Origin of the sequence: Rubellimicrobium mesophilum DSM 19309 (assembly GCF_000600335.2) — a bacterium.
Taxonomy (GTDB): domain Bacteria; phylum Pseudomonadota; class Alphaproteobacteria; order Rhodobacterales; family Rhodobacteraceae; genus Rubellimicrobium; species Rubellimicrobium mesophilum.
Genome location: NZ_KK088562.1, coordinates 64,324 through 79,786 on the forward strand (window position 1 = coordinate 64,324; position 15,463 = coordinate 79,786).

The following is a 15,463-nucleotide window of genomic DNA, read 5'->3' on the forward strand; positions in this document are numbered from 1 at the left end:
GGGCCGTCCCCGTGACGGCCCCATCCCCCGACCCCCAGCGAAGGATTTCGCGATGAATCTGGTCGAACTGACGGAGGTGCCCGACGCGGCGCTCCCCGTCGCCCGCCTGAGGGAGCACCTGCGCCTCGGGACGGGGTTTCCCGACGACAGCCTGCAGGACGCGCTGCTCGCCGGCTTCCTGCGGGCCGCCCTCGCCGCCATCGAAGGCCGCACTGGCAAGGCCCTCCTGAGCCGCAGCTTCCTCCTCACCCTCTCCGCCTGGCGCTCGCCCGAACGCCAGCCCCTTCCCGCCGCGCCGGTCAGCGCCGTCCTCTCCGTCACCCTCACCGATGCCACCGGGACCGCCACGGACCTCCTGCCCGCCGTCCGGCTGGAGGACGACGCAACGCGCCCCTGCCTCCTCCCTCTGGGCGCCTGCCTCCCGGCGATCCCCCAGAATGGCACCGCCCGCGTCACCTTCACCGCCGGTTACGGCCCCGCCTGGGAGGACCTCCCTCCCCCGACCTCGCGCAGGCCGTGATGATGCTCGCCGCCCACTACCACGAATACCGCTACGACGTGGCCTTCGACGGCGGCTGCATGCCCCGCCGCATAGGAAAGACAACCCTCTGTCCTGAATAGGAGAAGCCGGATGCATCATGCCTGCGTCCCTCCATCCATCCACCTTTCGGCAGGATCATGGGCGAGCGTGAGCGACCGGTCATTCTCGGAGAGCGGCTGGCAGTAGATGCCGTCTTCAATGGCCCGCTCGAGGCAGAGCCGCGCCAGCCTGAGCCGGGCCTCGTTCACCTCGGCATACCGGGGCTGCCGGCGGCGCTTCCGGGCCCCGCCCACCAGCCGGCCGGCAAAAAGCAGGAGCTCGTCCGCGGGGATCAGCGGCACGGCCGCGGCCAGGTCGGCCTCCGGCGGGGCTTGGATGGTACCCGTGCAGTCGAGAACGAATGGCATCCCGGGCAGGTGCAGCACCCGGCCGTCGGTGAGGCGGACGCTGCTCATGCTTGCGTCCTCGCCATGTAGTCCCCGACGAAGGCCGTCACCTCGCGCACTGCCTCCGGCTTCAGGGCGAAGTCGCCAAAACCAGCTCATCGCCGTCATCTTGAGCGCCAGGTCCTCCATGCAGGTCATGGGCTCGCGCTCGATCTGCTTCTCGATGCGGGCGAGCTCGCCCATCTCCGCGTTGGTCCCGTCGTCCGGGACCGCCTCGCGGGCCATCATGATCCGCTCCAGCCGGTGCCACTCGCCGAAGAGACGGCGGATCGGGGTTTCGGTGGAAGGCATCCCTATGGTGGGGATGCCCTGGGCGGCGGCAGGCATGGCTGTCAGAATGGCAGCGCCTTGGAGTAACGAGCGCCGGGTGACGGCAGGCAAACCGGGGCCATGCCCCGAGATGGGGTTATCAAGGATCATTCCTGTTGCTCCTAGACGGCGCTTAATGATACGCTTTGGGCATGGTGCGCAATTCAGGGCACCGTGTCAACATCAAGCGCAAGGTTGTTCTTTATGACCATTTCGCCCGCCCAGTGTCGCGCCGCTCGGGGCTTGCTGGACATGGATCAGGCTGTTTTGGCCGAAGCTTCACGGGTGTCCCGCAACACTATCATTGCGTTCGAGCGCGAGCAGCGCACGCCGGGCGGCAACAACCTCTTGGCGATCCGGGCCGCCCTCGAGGCCGCCGGCGTCGTGTTCCTCGACGAGAATGGGAACGGGCCGGGCGTGGCGCTGAGGAAGGGCGTGTAATGGTCTGGTTGGTTGCCGAGGTGCTCTTTGCCAGCGCGTCCGCGGCCGCTTGGATTGTCGCCGCTTTCACCTCCGCCCCTCACACCCCGTCCTTTTACGGGAAGGTTCCGGACTGGTTCGTTGCGAAACAGCGACGGGCCGCGTTGTGGAACTCAGCAGGCGCGCTCCTCGCTGCCTCAGCGATGATCGCCCGAGTGGCCGGCCTGTTGCTGGGCCAAGGGTGAGGCTGAGCGAGTGACCCGCCGCACCCCGACCAAGCGCGACTATGTCCGCATCTTAGCCGTCGGGGCGATGCTCGTGGGGCTAGTGCTTATTGCATGGGGGATCTGGAGCTGACGCGCCGACGCGGCTGCCTGCCCACCTTGGCAACTTTACTCCGCCACTTCGGGAGGCAGTCCGCCGTCCGTAGAGAGCAAGACGATCTCGAAACTTCAGCTTGGTAGCAATCCAATGACTTTCGCAATCGCCCTGGGGCCAATCGCTGAAGGTGAGTGCATTTACTGTCGCGGGAGGATTGAAAAGCTAACAGACGAACACGTTCTTCCTTACGGACTTGGCGGGCGGACAATCCTCCCGAAGGCCAGCTGCGAGAGTTGTCGGCTCATCACGCACGCGTTCGAAACGATTGCGCTGCGACATGTCCTTGGTCCAGGGCGCTATCAGGCCGGCATCCCACCCCGAAAAGGCAAGAAACGGCCCAAGTCTTGGCCCGCATACAAGCGGGGAGAGGAGAGCAACGAGAAGATTATGATCCCTCTCGACGAAATGCCTTTCCTTCTTTGGATGCCCACCTACAAGACTGAAGCATCGTTCCTTGGAGAGTTGCCAGAGGACCAGGTGTCTTCTGACGAAGACGCCTTCGTCGTGATCACAGAACACCCGGAACGTGTGGGACAGAAGCTGGCTTCGCACGGCGCCGACCTGGTTTCAGCCAACATTGATCATTTGGCATTTGCAAGAATGCTGGCGAAGATCGCGCTCGGATACTGCGTTATGACATTTAGTCGAGGCGGGTTTGTGCCTATCGTCAATCCCCTTATACTCGGAAATACGGATAGGTTTCGGACTCTCGTAGCTAGTAGCCAGCCGAAGGAAGATGGATTTATCGATCCCAAAAAGTTCCGGCCAGAACTGAGGCACGAAATTGTGCACAGGATCGTGCAGACTGGCATGATCCAAGTCCGCATAACTCTATTCGCCAACTTAAATGGACCTCCCTACCATGTTCTCGCTGGCGTGCAGGGAAATTCGACGCTGGTCTATCGCGAAACTGAAAACGGCTTGAGTGTAAGAAGCCTCATTGCTCAGCCCCTTATCCCCTAAGGCGAGAGTTTGGAAGCGGTGCGCCTGTTGGCGGGACATGCCGGTGTCGGCAAGGGTGCGGGCATAGGGGGAGGCCTCTAAACGTGTCACCTCGTTGGACACGTTTCCCCGGCCGGGCCCGGCCTTGCCATCGGCCGGAGTCTCGGCCCGCGCCAGGTCCTTCAGCAGCTCGCCCCCGCGGCGCTCGGCGCGCCCGTTCTGGGTCTGCGGCTTGCCGCTTGTGCTGGGCTTCCACTAGACAGGACTGGAACGGACTGTAGGGACAGAGAATGGCTCCGAAATTTTTGCTGAATTTCACCCGAGAAGAGCTGCGCCAAATATATAAAGAGGAAGTAGTCAAAGCCCATGGCCGAATTGATGCTTATTACGAAAGGGCCCAGGACGCCACGATTCAGAGCGGACAGCATGCTATCCGCGCGCTTTTTCTTATCAACGGTGGCGCGATCGTCGCCCTTTTAGCATTTCTGTCATCGTTGGCATCGGGAGGCGGCTTCGAGTCGCGGGTTCATCTTTTCGCCCTTCCGCTCCTGACCTTCGCACAGGCGGTTGTGGCCGTTGCGGTTGGATACGGGGCGGTCTATTTTACGAACTATTCAAGCGCGAAGTGCGCTGAAACGATGGTTAAGAGTTACGAAATCCCGCATTATTCTGAATCTCCTACTTCGCTGAGATGGAGGATCGCAGCGAACTTTTTCCAAGGCGCAGCATTGGGGGCTTCGGTCGGCAGCCTTGGGCTTTTTGTGGCCGGGGTTCTTCAGATCCGAGACGCCATAACGGCATTCTAACTACGGCGGCGCGCCCCGCGGGAGGACCCCACGGTCGCGCCGTGCCGGGGTTTGCCCACTCGCCGGCTGACGGGGACGCTTGGCGCTCCCAGCCCCGCAGCGCCCCGCCGGCAGCCCTTCTGCCTTCAGGGTGCTCCGGACTATGCCGACCCTGTGCCGCGCCGCCCCCGGGGCCCCTGGGCGGCTCCGAGGAGCCTCGGGACAGCGGCGATCGGGCCGGCACGGGTGGCAAACCTTGCGGGGATCTCCCGCATCAAAGTGCGACGGGCTCGGATATCATGGGCCACGAACTGGACATGAGATGCAGAGCCGTCCTTTAGCGAACCTATGGAGATCGAGATGAAGACCCTGGCCCTCGTTGGCGCCCTTATCGCGCTGGTAGCCACTCCAGCTCTGGCCCATATCACCCTCGCGGACGCCGAGGCCGCGGCGGGTGGGGCCTACAAGGCCGTGTTACAGGTGGGCCACGGCTGCGAAGGCGAGGCCACCACCGGGATCCGGGTGCAGATCCCCGACGGCGTCATCGACGTGAAACCCATGCCGAAGCCCGGCTGGACGCTGGAGACGGTGGCCGGTGCCTATGCCGAGCCGGTCGAGCTCTTCGGCGAGACGCTGAGCGAGGGCGTGCGCGAGATCCACTGGAGTGGGGGCGAGCTCCCCGATGCCTGGTATGACGAGTTCGTCTTCCGGGGTCGCCTGACTGAGGGCTTGGCCGGGCAGACCATCTACTTTCCGGTGGTGCAGGAGTGCGGCGAGGCCGCGACCCGCTGGATCGAGATCCCGGCCGAGGGGCAGACCGAAGAGGATCTCGAGGAGCCAGCGCCGGCGCTGACCGTGACGGCGCCTGCTGCAGGCCAGGACTGAGCGAACTTGTCAGCTGGAACAGCGCGAGACTGAGGGCGCCAGCAGTCCTGACACCCTCTTGCCGCTCCAAGGAATGGTCACCATGACCATACCTTCGGGCCCAAGGGTGTCGGCTGAAGCGACCCCCTTCCCGCGCGCCGGGCCTCCACAGTGTGGAGAGAGGTGGACTGCACGGCCCCCATGAGGCTCGATCTAGAGCGTGTCGTCCCCCGCCCCGCGCTCGAGCTCGCTGGCATACGCCATGGCCAGCGGCGCTTGGGACAGCGAGAACCGGCGGAACCTGATCAGGCCAAAGGTGGTGATCGCCTCGCCGGCTGGCGTACGGCCCGGCCGGGGGTAGTGGACGAGCCCGCGGTATCTCAGGCCGCCGTCCTTCTGGATCCAGAGGCATTCGACGGTCCCGGTGGCCATGCGGATGCCTATGATCACGGCGGGGCAGTTGTGTTGCCAGATCCTGGTGCTGAGCAGTTTCGGCATCGGTGCATGTCCCGTGAGGCGGTGGCCGGGAAGAGGGCCCCACCCGAGATCGTAGACGAGCGTCGTCCAGTGCGACTGTTCCGTCTGGAACAGCCCGGCGGGCCGGCTCTCGGGCCTTTGTGGCCAGCTGCGCCGTGGCCGAGTGGACGGACGTGGACATGAGGTGGACGGTCCACCAGTCCACCAGTCCACCTCGCCGCGCCAAGGGGGTACCTGTCCGGCAGGCACCCCTTTTTGCCATCGAGCCCAAGCCGGCCGTGAACCCTCCTCCGGGGTCTGAGGTTGACCGTCCGAACGGGCGCGCAGCCGGGGGAGTCACTGTCATGCTGGCCGACGTCATGGGCCTGCTGGGCAGCTACCCGAGAGGGATCATCAGCGGTGTCGCGGTCCTCTGCGTCATGTTGGTCTGGCTCGGCACGCGCGGCTAGTTCCAGGGCTCTGGTATGTCACAGGATGTAGCCGCTTCAGTCCCGATCTGCTACGACAGGGGCATCGCCGGGTCGTTCTGGGCCTCCGGCGCCTGAGAGACGCGACCGCGCTCCCGCCTGATGTGCGTGGAGCAGCTCATGTCCGCAGATCCATCCCCACCTGGCCGCAAGCTGCGGCTGCCGCGTCTTGCCCCTGCGACCTGGATCCTTCTCGCGTTCCTGGTGGGCGCGACACCCTGGCTGATCATGGCAGTCATGGTGCTCTGGCCGTCTCAAATGCCGTGACGTGCCCGTCCATACTGTGGACGCCCTTGGCGTTACCCCAGGGCCGCCCAAGGCGTTCGTGTCATGTGAACCCCTTTGCCGATCAGAGGTGCCGGTAGTGCTGCCCCTTCGCGAAGTCGATGCTGCCGCCGACCTGGTCGGCCTCGAAGCCGAGGTCGCGCAGCCGGGCCGAGGGCAGCGCCCCGACGGTGGGGTTCGCTGACGCCCCAGCCGCAGCTTCCTGGCGGCCTAGGCGCATGAGCCAGACGATCAGTTGCTGAAGGCGGCTTGGGAAGCCGACACGCACTGCCGGGGCCTCAATCATGTCTCGTCCTTCCCTGATCACCGCCGCGCCGCGCCCGTCGCGGAGCCGCTGACGCCTTGGTGATCCGGTTTGATCGGCCGGTCTGTTCCAAGGGGAACAGCCCGCCCTAATGCCTTGCGCCGCCCTCCTCCGGCACCACCAGCACCCGCAGCACCGTGGCGCTCTCGCACTGGCGGGTGGCAGCGGCCAGCATCATGCCCTGGATGATCTCGGGCGAGTCCCGGTCCATGGTCTTGTCGAGGATGCAGAGCAGTGCCAGCCGGAAGGCGGCAGGATCCATGCTGACCGAGCCCTGCGGCTCCACCACGTAGACGCAGCGCGCGAGGCCCAGCTGCCGGCTCTGGTCGGCCATGTGCTCGGCCCAGAAGGGCACGTCGGTGATGGTGAGCCCGGCCGAGCCCTGCCCGGGATCCGGCCGGAGCACATCGCCCACCTCGTGCCCCGCCGGCGCGCCGTGCAGCCAGGGATATCCAGTGCGCGCGCCCTCGATGAGGTGGCTGTCGGCCAATGCCTCCTCGAAGGCTGACAGGGGTGCAAGGCCGGCCTGGTCGACCCGCTCCCGATAGGCCTTGAGCCGTGCCGGCAGGGGCAGCGCGCTGCCCGCGTGGATCGCGGCTGCGTAGTCCTCATACTGCATCGCTGGGCTCCTCGGTCGCTGCTCCGGTGCCGAAGAAGTTGAAGCTGCCCGAGCTGATGTCCTCGAGCGCTTCGATCACGGCCTGGTACACGATGTCGAAGAACTCCTGCGTCGTGGTCGCGAGAGTGAGACTGGGCGCAACCACAGCGGGGAGGACCAGCAGCCTCGACTTGAGTGCCGAGCATGCGTGAGCGACTTGCTCCACGAAGATGTCGAGACGGACGAGCTGTCCCTGCTTCTCGGCCAAGATCAGCTCCGCCAGAATGACTTCCGCCGCGAGCTTGCGCTTGCGCAGGTCATTCAGGTCGGACGCGGCCATGTCGCCGGTGGCAGCGCGGACGGCGCGCTCCCGGTCCCACGCAATGACGTCGGCCGCCCTGTAGAGCGAGGCCTGCCCTGCCTTCTCGGCCTTGCGCTCGACAGGGCAGCCGGCCGCCTCCCACTCGCGGATCGTCGAGGTCCGGACGCCCATGATGTGGGCTAACTCTACTTGGCTGAACAGTTTTTCGGTAGGCATCTCACCTCCAGGGGTAGACGGCTAGACACGATTTCAAAAGTTGAGAAACTACCCCGACCCCAGGGGCGGCGCGACCGCATACCCCTTGGGGGCCCAGGAAGGGACCCGTCCCAGGGGCCTGCCAGACTGGCGGTGACCTGGCCAGGAGGGCCGTGCTAGCGTCGGCCCAGCTGCGTCCGGCCTCCAATCCGGGCTCGGTCAGGCCGCGTGAGAGCTTTCCTCCAGAGCCTCTTGCGCGGCCGTTCATGACCCAGCCGTCGGCATCGGGAACGGGCCTGTGTCCTCGAGCAGCGGCAGCAGCTCGGCCAGCATGTACTCCTCGATCAGGCGCCGGGCCCGCATCGGCGAGGCGCCCTCGACCTTGGCCGGGTGCAGCACGTACGCCGCCCGTCCCGTGCAGTCGATGCCCACCGCCAGGTACCAGCCCCAGCCGGGCCAGTGCGGGCGCTGCCTCGCCTCCGCCGTCGTGCCGCTCCTGCTCGGCCGTCCCTCCTGATGGCTGGCCATACGCGCCACGCAGTCGAGGTAAAATCCCAGGAAAAGGCCCACCCTCTCCGGCACAGGCATTTTGGAAGGGGGGTGCCCTGCGGCGGTCATTGGGTCTCAACGGGTGCCACTGTGGCCCCAGGCCGGCCAGCCCTTGACGTCGACCACGATCGCAATCAGCAGCGCGATCCGCTCGGGCGTCGTGTGCTCCCAGCCCTTCTCGGCCAAGTGGACGATCCACCACAGCAGGTCATCGGGACTGGTAATCCTCTCGATCGCGATGTCGTAGGAGTAACCACCCCAGAAGACCGAGACGTAGCCCAGTTCTCTATCCACCTCGACCATGGACTTGTGGCGCGGATCGCGGGGCTTGAGCGTCCGCTGGAACGCCGCCTCCACCTCCATCTCGCGGATGACCTGGTCCCAGGTGATGAGGGTCATGGTCCCATCCACGTCGCGATACTCTCCCATGTCAGGCTCCTGTCTGTGAGGTGCGGCCGGTCACCGCCGGCCGCGCGGGATGTGGTGAACGACCTCGAGGACGTACGTGTCGAACTGCGGGTGCAGCTCGTTCATGTACTCGGCGATCTCTTGGGCGTCCTCGAGGTCGCGATAGAAGCCATCCGCATTCCGAGGGACGAGGACCCCGTGTCCGGTCAGGGTCTCGTTCCCGTCCCGCGGCACGTCCGCGTCCTGGTCGATCTGCACGACCAGGTATCGGCAGGCGCCTTGCTCGGGTGCGGTGGGCTTGCGGGGGGCATGGTCACGACGGGTCATGTTGAGGGCTCCTGCTCCACCTCGACGAGACAGACGGGATCGGGCGCAAACTCCCCGCACCACGCCTCCGGGTCGGTACGGGGCCAGGCCGCCCGAACCGTATCCCTACCGGGTTTGCTGACCGGGCGAGGTGCATGGCGCCGGCACTCGCCCTCGGGTGGCCCGCCGTGATCGAAGCGGGCCACCCAATGCAGGCAGTTCTCGCACGCGAATATCACGTTGCCCGGGTCCTTCATGGGGACGGTCCTTTGCTGTGGGTGCTGCGGAAGGGATGCGGATCGCGGCGGCTCATTCCGAACCTCTGCCCCAGTGCTGCCTCGGCCTGCTCTGACGGGCTGGGACGCCCCAGTGAGCCCCAGTGGCAGGGCCCCCTCTTTAGAGGGGCCCGCTACTGGGGCACTGGGGCAGCCCGTCTTTCGCCCCAGTGCCCCAGTGCCGCCACAGTGCTTTCCATCTGACTGGGGCAGGCTCACTCGGTGGCCCATTCGCCCACCTCCACGCACGGCCGGAGGTTCCGCTTGGCGTCCCGCAGGTCCACTTTCACGAGGGCCCCTGAGCCGATCCAGGTATCGATCAGCTTGCTGATCCGCTTCTTGTCGTCCTTGGCGTCGAGGCCCAGTGTCTCCGCCACAATGTGACCCGCCCAATCCTCGGTCTTGTCGGAGTATCGGGCGCCTTTCCCATCCAGTGCCCTTTGCACCGCGAGGAGGTCCTGCACGCCCATCCCTTCGAACGTGTCAGGCCAAGTCCATCGCTCCACGACACCGACGCCCACCATGTCGCCGTTGCCCAGGTCCACCGAGGCAATGCGCCGCCAGACCCGTTTGCCCGGCGGTGCCTGGTTCGTCTTGTCCCGTAGGACGGAGAAGTACGTGGCCGGATCGTCCGTGACTCCGGCTTCAGCTCTCTCCTTCTCGGTCATTCGGGCGAGCACTCGGCCCGAGCGCGCGGCCGCCACGAGCGACGACGCCCCCCGGCCGGACTCGCTCGAGCTCTCTTCCCCGTTGAGCTTGCGGGTGTGGTGAACGATCTCGATCGCACAGTTGCAGCGGGTGGCGACTGCCGCCCATTCCTTGGCCACCTTGTCGATCGCGCCGTTGTCGTTCTCTGGCACCTGGTGCGAGCTGATGAACGGGTCGATGCTCGCGACGTCGATTCCCTCCGCCCGGATCTTGGCCTCGATCTCGTCGAGAGCCGGCCGCACGATCTGGAGCCCCTCCCGCGTCATCACCGCCGTGCACAGGCCGTCCTCGCGGCCGCTGAGGAAGAGGTGCCCGGCAATCTCCTCGGGCCTGATCCCATGGTGGATCATCGCCGCCGTGACCCGCCGCTCGAGCTCCTCGATCGGGTCCTCGAGGTTGATGATCCAGACCCGCAGGCGCTTGACGAAGCCCTCCCCCAAGAGGTCCCGGCCCGACGCAATGGCGAGGCCTTCGACGATGATATTAGAGGACTTGCCGAGCCCACTCGGCGCGACGGTGACGGAGACCTGCCGGCGAATGAGGTGGAGCCCATAGAGGCGCGGCACCGGGGGAATGGTCGCCGGATCGCGCCAGACGAAGGCATGCGGCGTGGGGGCCAGGGCCTCCGATGGCTCTTCCGCTGGCGGCGGCTCGCTCTCCGGTGTCCATACCGGAGCCGCTTCGCATAGCCGCAGCAGCTCCTCGACGTCGCCGTCGGCCGCGATCCAGTCCGAGACGTCGCCCTTCGCGGGCAGGCCCGGGAGCGCCACGATCCGCACCTCGGCCGCGATGCCATGCAGATGCCCGGCGACCTGGTTGGCGTGCGCGTGGCCCGGCTGGTCGTTGTCGGGCAGGATGTAGACGGTCCGGCCCTTGAACCAGCGGCCCAGGTCCGCCGTCCACTTGCCTGCGCCCTCAGAGGCCGTGGTGGCGATCAGGCCGAGGCGGTGGAGGCTGTCCGCGTCCTTCTCGCCCTCCGCGATCAGCACGGGCGCGTGGGGCGAGTCCAGGAGCTCGGGCAGCCGGTAGGGGACCTTTGGACCCTTCGGCTTGCCCTTGGCCCATCCCGAGCCCGTCCAGTGGAACTGGGGGAAGATCTTGCGGCCGTTCGCATGGATGCGCTCCACCTTGAGGTAAGGGGCCCCGTCCGCGAGGTGGTAGACGTACTCGGCCACGGGCCCGCGCGGACCGGCCCCCTGCTGGCCCTTGTCGCGCGGCGTCCATGCCGGCAGGCCGAGCTTGGCGGCGACGTGGTCCCGGCACTCCCGCCAGTCGTCGCCGGCGAAGCTGTGGGCCGTGAAGCCGTCGGGCTTGTCGGCGCTGAGCTTGACCGACAGGCTGCGGTCCTTGGGCCCATGGCCTGGGCCCGGCGCGAGGACGCTATCAGGCCCGTTCACCTCGCCCCCCAGCGCAGCGGCGACGCTCCGGACGTCGAGGGGCTGGGAGTGCAGGTTCACGCGAGCACCGCCCCCAGCTCGCCGATCGGCTGCACGCTATGGCTCAGCGGATCCCAGAAATGAGTTGCCAAACCGGCCGCGCCGGCGGCATGCTGAGGCTGGTTGAGAGACTTGCACTGGGCCCCGGTCGCGCTGGCAGGCGCGCCGGGGTTTCTGCTTTCGGGGATCATCGCCAGCCCTCACGCCGCGACCTTGGCGCGCTCGGCGAGCCACTTCGCGATCGCGCTCTCGGGCCAGGCGACGGCCTTGGCCGTCAGCTTGATGGGCTTCGGGAACTCACCCTTGGCCATCAGGGTGTAGATGGCGCTCCGGCTCAGGCCGGTGATCTCCTGGACGGCGGGGCGGCGTAGGTGCTTCTCAGGCATGGTGGCATTCCCTGCGCGGTTGTGGACATAAGCAGAACATCAGCCACACACCTCGTCCCGAATAGTGGGATAGGTTAAGAAAACCTCACCCACCTCGAAGCTCTAACCGGCCCACCCTTTCGGGCGAACCTGCCCGCCCTTTGCAGCCAGACGGCGGTCATGATCCTACCTGCGCCCTGCCTTGGAAGCTGCAGAAGCCTTGTTTCATAGGGACAGAAACGGTGGGTAGGGTTTCGAGAAGGGTGGGTAGGGTTTTCTAGAACGGTGGGTACCGTCCGACCAACCGAGGGGGCGAGGTTTCGCGGGACGGTGGGTAGGGTTCATGCTCCGGTCTTTGGCGCTCCGCCTTCCTGCTTCCAGTTGATCACGGTGGCGACGCGGTCTTTCGCATTGTCGGACAGGGTTCCTTCCCCTTTCCACGCGCCTGGATGGCTTGCGATCCACTCTTTGATCACGGCCTTCACGCCTCCGATAAACGTCCGCTTGTTGGCCAGCGCACGCCAAGCCGAAACGGCCAGGGCGAGCTCCGGGGCGAAGTGGTCGTGCGCCTCGTCGAGGAAGTCGTCCGTGCTTCCTTCCCTTGGAGGGAAGAAGAACCCGGTCGTGAAGCCGCGAAGCTCCATCCAAGCTTTCAGGTCCTCGACGTCCACCACCGAACGCGACCAGTCGGGCTCTCGTAGGATCCTCGCGCAATCCTTGCCCCCGAGGGGGTTTGTCGTCGCTTTGACGTCGGCGAACGGATCGTCATCAAGTACTTCCAGAACCCGGCCCAAATCGCCGGAACTGACGATCCAACAGTTCGGGCCACGCCAGTGCTCCACTTCGTGGACGGATAGCCTCTCGAGCGAATAGCACAGCTTAGCCTTGAGCTGCCCCTTCCGGATCGCCGCCTTCAGTGCCGAGAACGCAGGCGTGAAGCCCGGGTGTCGGAATGTCCGTTTGACGTACTCGCCATCGAGGTCAGGTCCCGGATCCATCGCACTAGGATCTCCGCCGGCGATCAGGATGGCAGCGTCTTCAATTGTCAGGTCCGGCGCCAAGCGCCACAGGAACAGCGGATCCTGATCCATCATCCGATCCTCACGACCTGGCCCCGCTCCTGGGCGAGATACGCCGCCCAGGCCTCCATCATCTTGCGGCGCTTCTCGAAGAGATCGGACCGCGCATACGCCTGCTCGGCCGCGCTCCCGACCACATGGGCGAGGGCGAACTCCGCCACCTCGCGCGGGAAGTTGGTCCGCTCCTGAGCCCAGGTGCGGAAGCTGGTGCGGAAGCCATGCACGTGGGCGCTGAACCCCAGAACCCGGATGACCTGCGACAGGGTCTTGTCCCTCATCGGCTGCCCAGGACGGCTGCCCGGGAACACCAGTCCATTGGCTTCGCTGAGGCCGCGCGCCTCCCGCAGGACCTCGAGCGCCCGCGGCGAGAGTGGCACTCTGTGGGCCCGCTTCATCTTCATGCGCTCGGCCGGGATCTCCCAGACGGCTTTCTTCAGGTCGATCTCCGGCCAGGTGGCCTCGCGAGTTTCGCCCGACCGACTGGCAGTCAGGATCAGGAACTCGAGCGCGAGCCGCGGCGAGAGACCGGAGCGTGAAGTACGGATAGCCGCAATGCAGTCCGCTACGCCTTGATAGGGCAGGGCCTTCCTGGGCTCTTTGCTGAGCCCCTGCTTCGGCAGTCCGGTCAGGACGTTCTCGGCCGGGTTGTCTTTCCTCCAGCCCTTCGCGACTCCCCACTTCATCACCATCCCGATGCGCTGCCGCACCCTTCGGGCCATGTCGACCTTCTCGGCCCAAAGTGGAGTCAGCACGTCGAGGACGTCGGCCGAGCTCACCTCGTTCATTCGGACGCCGCCGATCCTCGGGAAGGCGTAGGTCTCCAGCGACGACAGGAATTGGGCCGCGTGCTTGGGGTTCTTCCAGATCGGCAGGTGCATGCGGTGTACGGTCCGCGCTGCCTCCTCGAACGTCATCACCGCGGCCTCGGCCCTCTTGGCGGCGAGGGGATCGCCACCCGCCCTTGCCAGCTTGCGGTTGGCCAGCGCCGCCTCTCGAGCCTCGACCAGAGACACCAGCGAGGCGTTGCCAATGCCCAGCTCCGTCCGTTTGCCCCGGATTGCGATGCGCTGGACCCAGTAGCGCGAGCCACTGGGGTCCACGCGTAGAAAGAGCCCGTGCCCGTCGAAGTACCGTCCGGGATCCCGAACCGTCCTGACGAAGGCTGCGCTCAGAGCCTTCTCGGGTCGCCGACCTGCCATCCCTGTCCCCCGAAGCGTCCCCCGTTCCAGACGGGAACACCAAGAACACTAGAGGAACATCATGGACAGGCAACAAGGATCTGAGCCCTTGTCCCCAAGATATTATGGGCTCCTGGGGAACGTCGTGGAAAGCTGGACGGCGGCTGCATGCCCTTCGGCGTCACCGCCCTGATCGAGCGCTACCGTCCGCTGCGCCTCTCGGGGGGCTTGGCATGAGGACGCCCCGCCTCTCCCGCCGACTCCGGCTCGAAGCGCCGATCCACGCCCCGGACGGCTCCGGCGGCTTCACCAAGGGCTGGTTCGAGCTCGGCGCCCTCTGGGCCGAGGTCGCCCCCGCCGGCCCCCGCCTCGCCGCCCAGCCGGGCGCCATCGAGACCAAGCTGCCGCTCAAGGTCACCGTCCGCGCCGCGCCCTACGGCTCGCCCTCCCGGCCCGAGCCCGGCCAGCGCTTCCGCGACGGCGCCCGCGTCTTCCCGATCGCATCGGTCGCCGACGACGCAGCGGGCCGCTTCCTCCTCTGCCTCGCCCACGAGGAGGCCGCGCTGTGACCTACGCCCTCGCGCAGCCCCTCCAGACGGCGATCTACGGCCGCCTCACCTCCGACGGTGCCCTCACCGCCCTCGTCGGAAACCACATCTACGACCAGGTCCCCCCGGGCCTGCTCCCCACCCTCTACGTCGCCCTCGGCCCCGAGCAGGCCCGCGATCGCTCCGACCAGACCGGGCGCGGGACCGAGCACGACGTGGTCGTCCAGGTCGTCACCGACGGCGCGGGCTTCTCGGCCGCCAAGGCCGCCGCCGCCGCCGTCTCCGATGCGCTCCTCGACGCGGACCTCCCCCTCAGCCGAGGCCGCCTCGTCTCGCTCCGCTTCCTCCGCGCCCAGGCCGCCCGCAAGGGCGCCGGGGACACCCGCCAGATCGACCTCACCTTCCGCGCCCGCGTCGAGGACGACGCGCAGCCCCAACCCTAAAGGACACCCATCATGGCCGCTCAAGCCGGCAAGGACCTCCTCATCAAGATCGACATGGATGGGCAGGGCTCGTTCCAGACCGTCGCCGGGCTCCGCGCCACGCGCATCGCTCTCAACGCCGAGAGCGTCGACGTGACCACCCTCGACTCCCCCGGCGGCTGGCGCGAGCTGCTGGCCGGCGCCGGCCTCCGCTCCGCCGCGCTCTCGGGGAACGGCGTGTTCAAGGACGCCGCCTCCGACGCCCGGATGCGGAGCCTCTTCTTCGCGGGCGACCACCCCCGCTGCCAGGTCGTGATCCCCGACTTCGGCACCCTGGAGGGCCCGTTCCACATCGCCTCCATCGACTACGCCGGCACCCACGACGGCGAGGCCACCTTCGAGGTCTCGCTCGCCTCCGCCGGCCAGCTCGCCTTCACGGGGGCCTGAGCCATGCCGAACCCCCATGCCGGAGAGGTGCAGGTCGTCGTCGACGGCACCCCGCGCACCGCCAAGCTCACCCTCGGCGCCCTGGCCGAGCTGGAATCCGCCCTCGGCGACGACACCCTGATCGCCCTCGTTGGCCGGTTCGAGGCCGGCGACGTCTCCTCCCGCGACGTGCTGGCCCTCCTCGTCGCGGGCCTGCGCGGCGGCGGCTGGCCCGTCACCGCCCCCGACCTCCTCACCGCCGAGATCGCGGGCGGCCCCCTGGGCGCCGTCCAGGCCGCCGCCGAGCTCCTCGCCCGCGCCTTCGCGGTGCCCGCATGAGGGCGGCCTTCGATCCGGTGGACCCGGTAGGGCGGGGTTCACCCCGCCACGCCTCGGCTCGACCCGGAGCGCCATCGCCGGCCGAAGA

The 15,463-nt window shown here is 67.0% G+C and carries 22 protein-coding genes and 1 pseudogene; 10 read left to right on the forward strand and 13 right to left on the reverse strand.

Translation table 11 applies throughout. From position 1 onward, the window contains the following. The first annotated feature begins 52 nt into the window (after positions 1–52). Positions 53–520 carry a head-tail connector protein gene (locus RUMESO_RS08350; RefSeq protein ID WP_245639200.1) on the forward strand — a complete coding sequence of 156 codons (468 nt, stop codon included), beginning with the start codon at positions 53–55 and terminating at the stop codon, positions 518–520. A gap of 116 nt (positions 521–636) precedes the next feature. Here RUMESO_RS08350 and RUMESO_RS08355 read toward each other — a convergent pair whose 3' ends face one another. Continuing rightward, the gene (locus RUMESO_RS08355) at positions 637–1,278 is read right to left on the reverse strand and encodes a hypothetical protein (RefSeq protein WP_156362763.1); all 642 of its coding nucleotides are present in this window, start codon (positions 1,276–1,278) and stop codon (positions 637–639) included. A 222-nt stretch (positions 1,279–1,500) separates the two neighbouring features. On the opposite strand from RUMESO_RS08355, the gene RUMESO_RS08360 reads away from it, so the two are divergent. From RUMESO_RS08360 to RUMESO_RS08370, 4 genes are all read left to right on the forward strand, one after another. Further along, positions 1,501–1,737, forward strand: a complete 237-nt coding sequence (locus RUMESO_RS08360; protein ID WP_037279573.1) for a helix-turn-helix transcriptional regulator — start codon at positions 1,501–1,503, stop codon at positions 1,735–1,737. 747 nt (positions 1,738–2,484) lie between these two features. After that, positions 2,485–3,060 carry a hypothetical protein gene (locus tag RUMESO_RS25020; protein WP_156362765.1) on the forward strand — a complete coding sequence of 192 codons (576 nt, stop codon included), beginning with the start codon at positions 2,485–2,487 and terminating at the stop codon, positions 3,058–3,060. A 269-nt stretch (positions 3,061–3,329) separates the two neighbouring features. Beyond that, complete coding sequence (locus RUMESO_RS25025; protein WP_156362767.1) at positions 3,330–3,845, forward strand: hypothetical protein; 516 nt, start codon at positions 3,330–3,332, stop codon at positions 3,843–3,845. A gap of 339 nt (positions 3,846–4,184) precedes the next feature. Next, positions 4,185–4,709, forward strand: coding sequence for a YcnI family copper-binding membrane protein (locus RUMESO_RS08370; RefSeq protein WP_037279621.1), 525 nt, complete (start codon positions 4,185–4,187; stop codon positions 4,707–4,709). A gap of 192 nt (positions 4,710–4,901) precedes the next feature. On the opposite strand, the gene RUMESO_RS08375 is transcribed toward RUMESO_RS08370, so the two are convergent. From RUMESO_RS08375 to RUMESO_RS08425, 12 genes are all read right to left on the reverse strand, one after another. Further along, entirely contained in the window at positions 4,902–5,186 is a 285-nt protein-coding gene (locus RUMESO_RS08375) for a hypothetical protein (protein ID WP_037279576.1), read from the reverse strand. Between the two features lie 795 nt (positions 5,187–5,981). Further along, on the reverse strand, positions 5,982–6,203 hold the full coding sequence (locus tag RUMESO_RS08380; protein WP_037279578.1) for a hypothetical protein: 222 nt from the start codon (positions 6,201–6,203) through the stop codon (positions 5,982–5,984). A 106-nt stretch (positions 6,204–6,309) separates the two neighbouring features. Further along, positions 6,310–6,840 (reverse strand): hypothetical protein, encoded by a 531-nt coding sequence (locus tag RUMESO_RS08385; protein ID WP_037279581.1) that lies wholly within the window; start codon positions 6,838–6,840, stop codon positions 6,310–6,312. After that, on the reverse strand, positions 6,830–7,357 hold the full coding sequence (locus tag RUMESO_RS08390; protein ID WP_037279583.1) for a terminase small subunit: 528 nt from the start codon (positions 7,355–7,357) through the stop codon (positions 6,830–6,832). Before RUMESO_RS08390 ends, RUMESO_RS08385 begins: the two co-directional genes overlap by 11 nt. 243 nt (positions 7,358–7,600) lie before the next feature. Continuing rightward, positions 7,601–7,864 (reverse strand): hypothetical protein, encoded by a 264-nt coding sequence (locus tag RUMESO_RS08395; RefSeq protein WP_156362771.1) that lies wholly within the window; start codon positions 7,862–7,864, stop codon positions 7,601–7,603. A 96-nt stretch (positions 7,865–7,960) separates the two neighbouring features. Next, positions 7,961–8,314, reverse strand: coding sequence for a hypothetical protein (locus tag RUMESO_RS08400; RefSeq protein ID WP_037279587.1), 354 nt, complete (start codon positions 8,312–8,314; stop codon positions 7,961–7,963). Between the two features lie 30 nt (positions 8,315–8,344). After that, on the reverse strand, positions 8,345–8,620 hold the full coding sequence (locus RUMESO_RS08405) for a hypothetical protein (protein WP_037279588.1): 276 nt from the start codon (positions 8,618–8,620) through the stop codon (positions 8,345–8,347). 469 nt (positions 8,621–9,089) lie between these two features. Further along, the gene (locus RUMESO_RS27020; RefSeq protein WP_051521136.1) at positions 9,090–11,039 is read right to left on the reverse strand and encodes an AAA family ATPase; all 1,950 of its coding nucleotides are present in this window, start codon (positions 11,037–11,039) and stop codon (positions 9,090–9,092) included. Further along, positions 11,036–11,209 carry a hypothetical protein gene (locus RUMESO_RS25030; RefSeq protein ID WP_156362773.1) on the reverse strand — a complete coding sequence of 58 codons (174 nt, stop codon included), beginning with the start codon at positions 11,207–11,209 and terminating at the stop codon, positions 11,036–11,038. The genes RUMESO_RS27020 and RUMESO_RS25030 overlap by 4 nt, the downstream gene beginning before the upstream one ends. 9 nt (positions 11,210–11,218) lie before the next feature. Then, the gene (locus RUMESO_RS08415) at positions 11,219–11,404 is read right to left on the reverse strand and encodes a helix-turn-helix transcriptional regulator (protein WP_037279589.1); all 186 of its coding nucleotides are present in this window, start codon (positions 11,402–11,404) and stop codon (positions 11,219–11,221) included. Positions 11,405–11,724: 320 nt separating this feature from the next. Then, a complete protein-coding gene (locus RUMESO_RS08420; RefSeq protein ID WP_037279591.1) occupies positions 11,725–12,474 on the reverse strand; it encodes a hypothetical protein in 750 nt (249 codons plus the stop codon). Then, complete coding sequence (locus tag RUMESO_RS08425) at positions 12,474–13,661, reverse strand: tyrosine-type recombinase/integrase (RefSeq protein WP_037279592.1); 1,188 nt, start codon at positions 13,659–13,661, stop codon at positions 12,474–12,476. The genes RUMESO_RS08420 and RUMESO_RS08425 overlap by 1 nt, the downstream gene beginning before the upstream one ends. A gap of 132 nt (positions 13,662–13,793) precedes the next feature. Between RUMESO_RS08425 and RUMESO_RS28465 the strand changes: the two are divergent. The 5 genes and pseudogenes from RUMESO_RS28465 to RUMESO_RS08445 all read left to right on the forward strand — a co-directional run. Next, positions 13,794–13,877: pseudogene (locus tag RUMESO_RS28465) on the forward strand (head-tail connector protein); the annotation flags it as partial. Then, the gene (locus RUMESO_RS08430; RefSeq protein ID WP_037279593.1) at positions 13,874–14,209 is read left to right on the forward strand and encodes a head-tail adaptor protein; all 336 of its coding nucleotides are present in this window, start codon (positions 13,874–13,876) and stop codon (positions 14,207–14,209) included. The pseudogene RUMESO_RS28465 and the gene RUMESO_RS08430, both read left to right, overlap by 4 nt. After that, entirely contained in the window at positions 14,206–14,631 is a 426-nt protein-coding gene (locus RUMESO_RS08435; protein ID WP_037279594.1) for a DUF3168 domain-containing protein, read from the forward strand. The genes RUMESO_RS08430 and RUMESO_RS08435 overlap by 4 nt, the downstream gene beginning before the upstream one ends. Positions 14,632–14,643: 12 nt before the next feature. Continuing rightward, entirely contained in the window at positions 14,644–15,057 is a 414-nt protein-coding gene (locus RUMESO_RS08440) for a phage major tail protein, TP901-1 family (protein WP_037279595.1), read from the forward strand. 3 nt (positions 15,058–15,060) lie between these two features. Then, positions 15,061–15,375: a gene transfer agent family protein gene (locus tag RUMESO_RS08445; protein ID WP_037279596.1), complete on the forward strand. Its 315-nt coding sequence runs from the start codon at positions 15,061–15,063 to the stop codon at positions 15,373–15,375. The last annotated feature ends 88 nt before the right edge of the window (positions 15,376–15,463 follow it).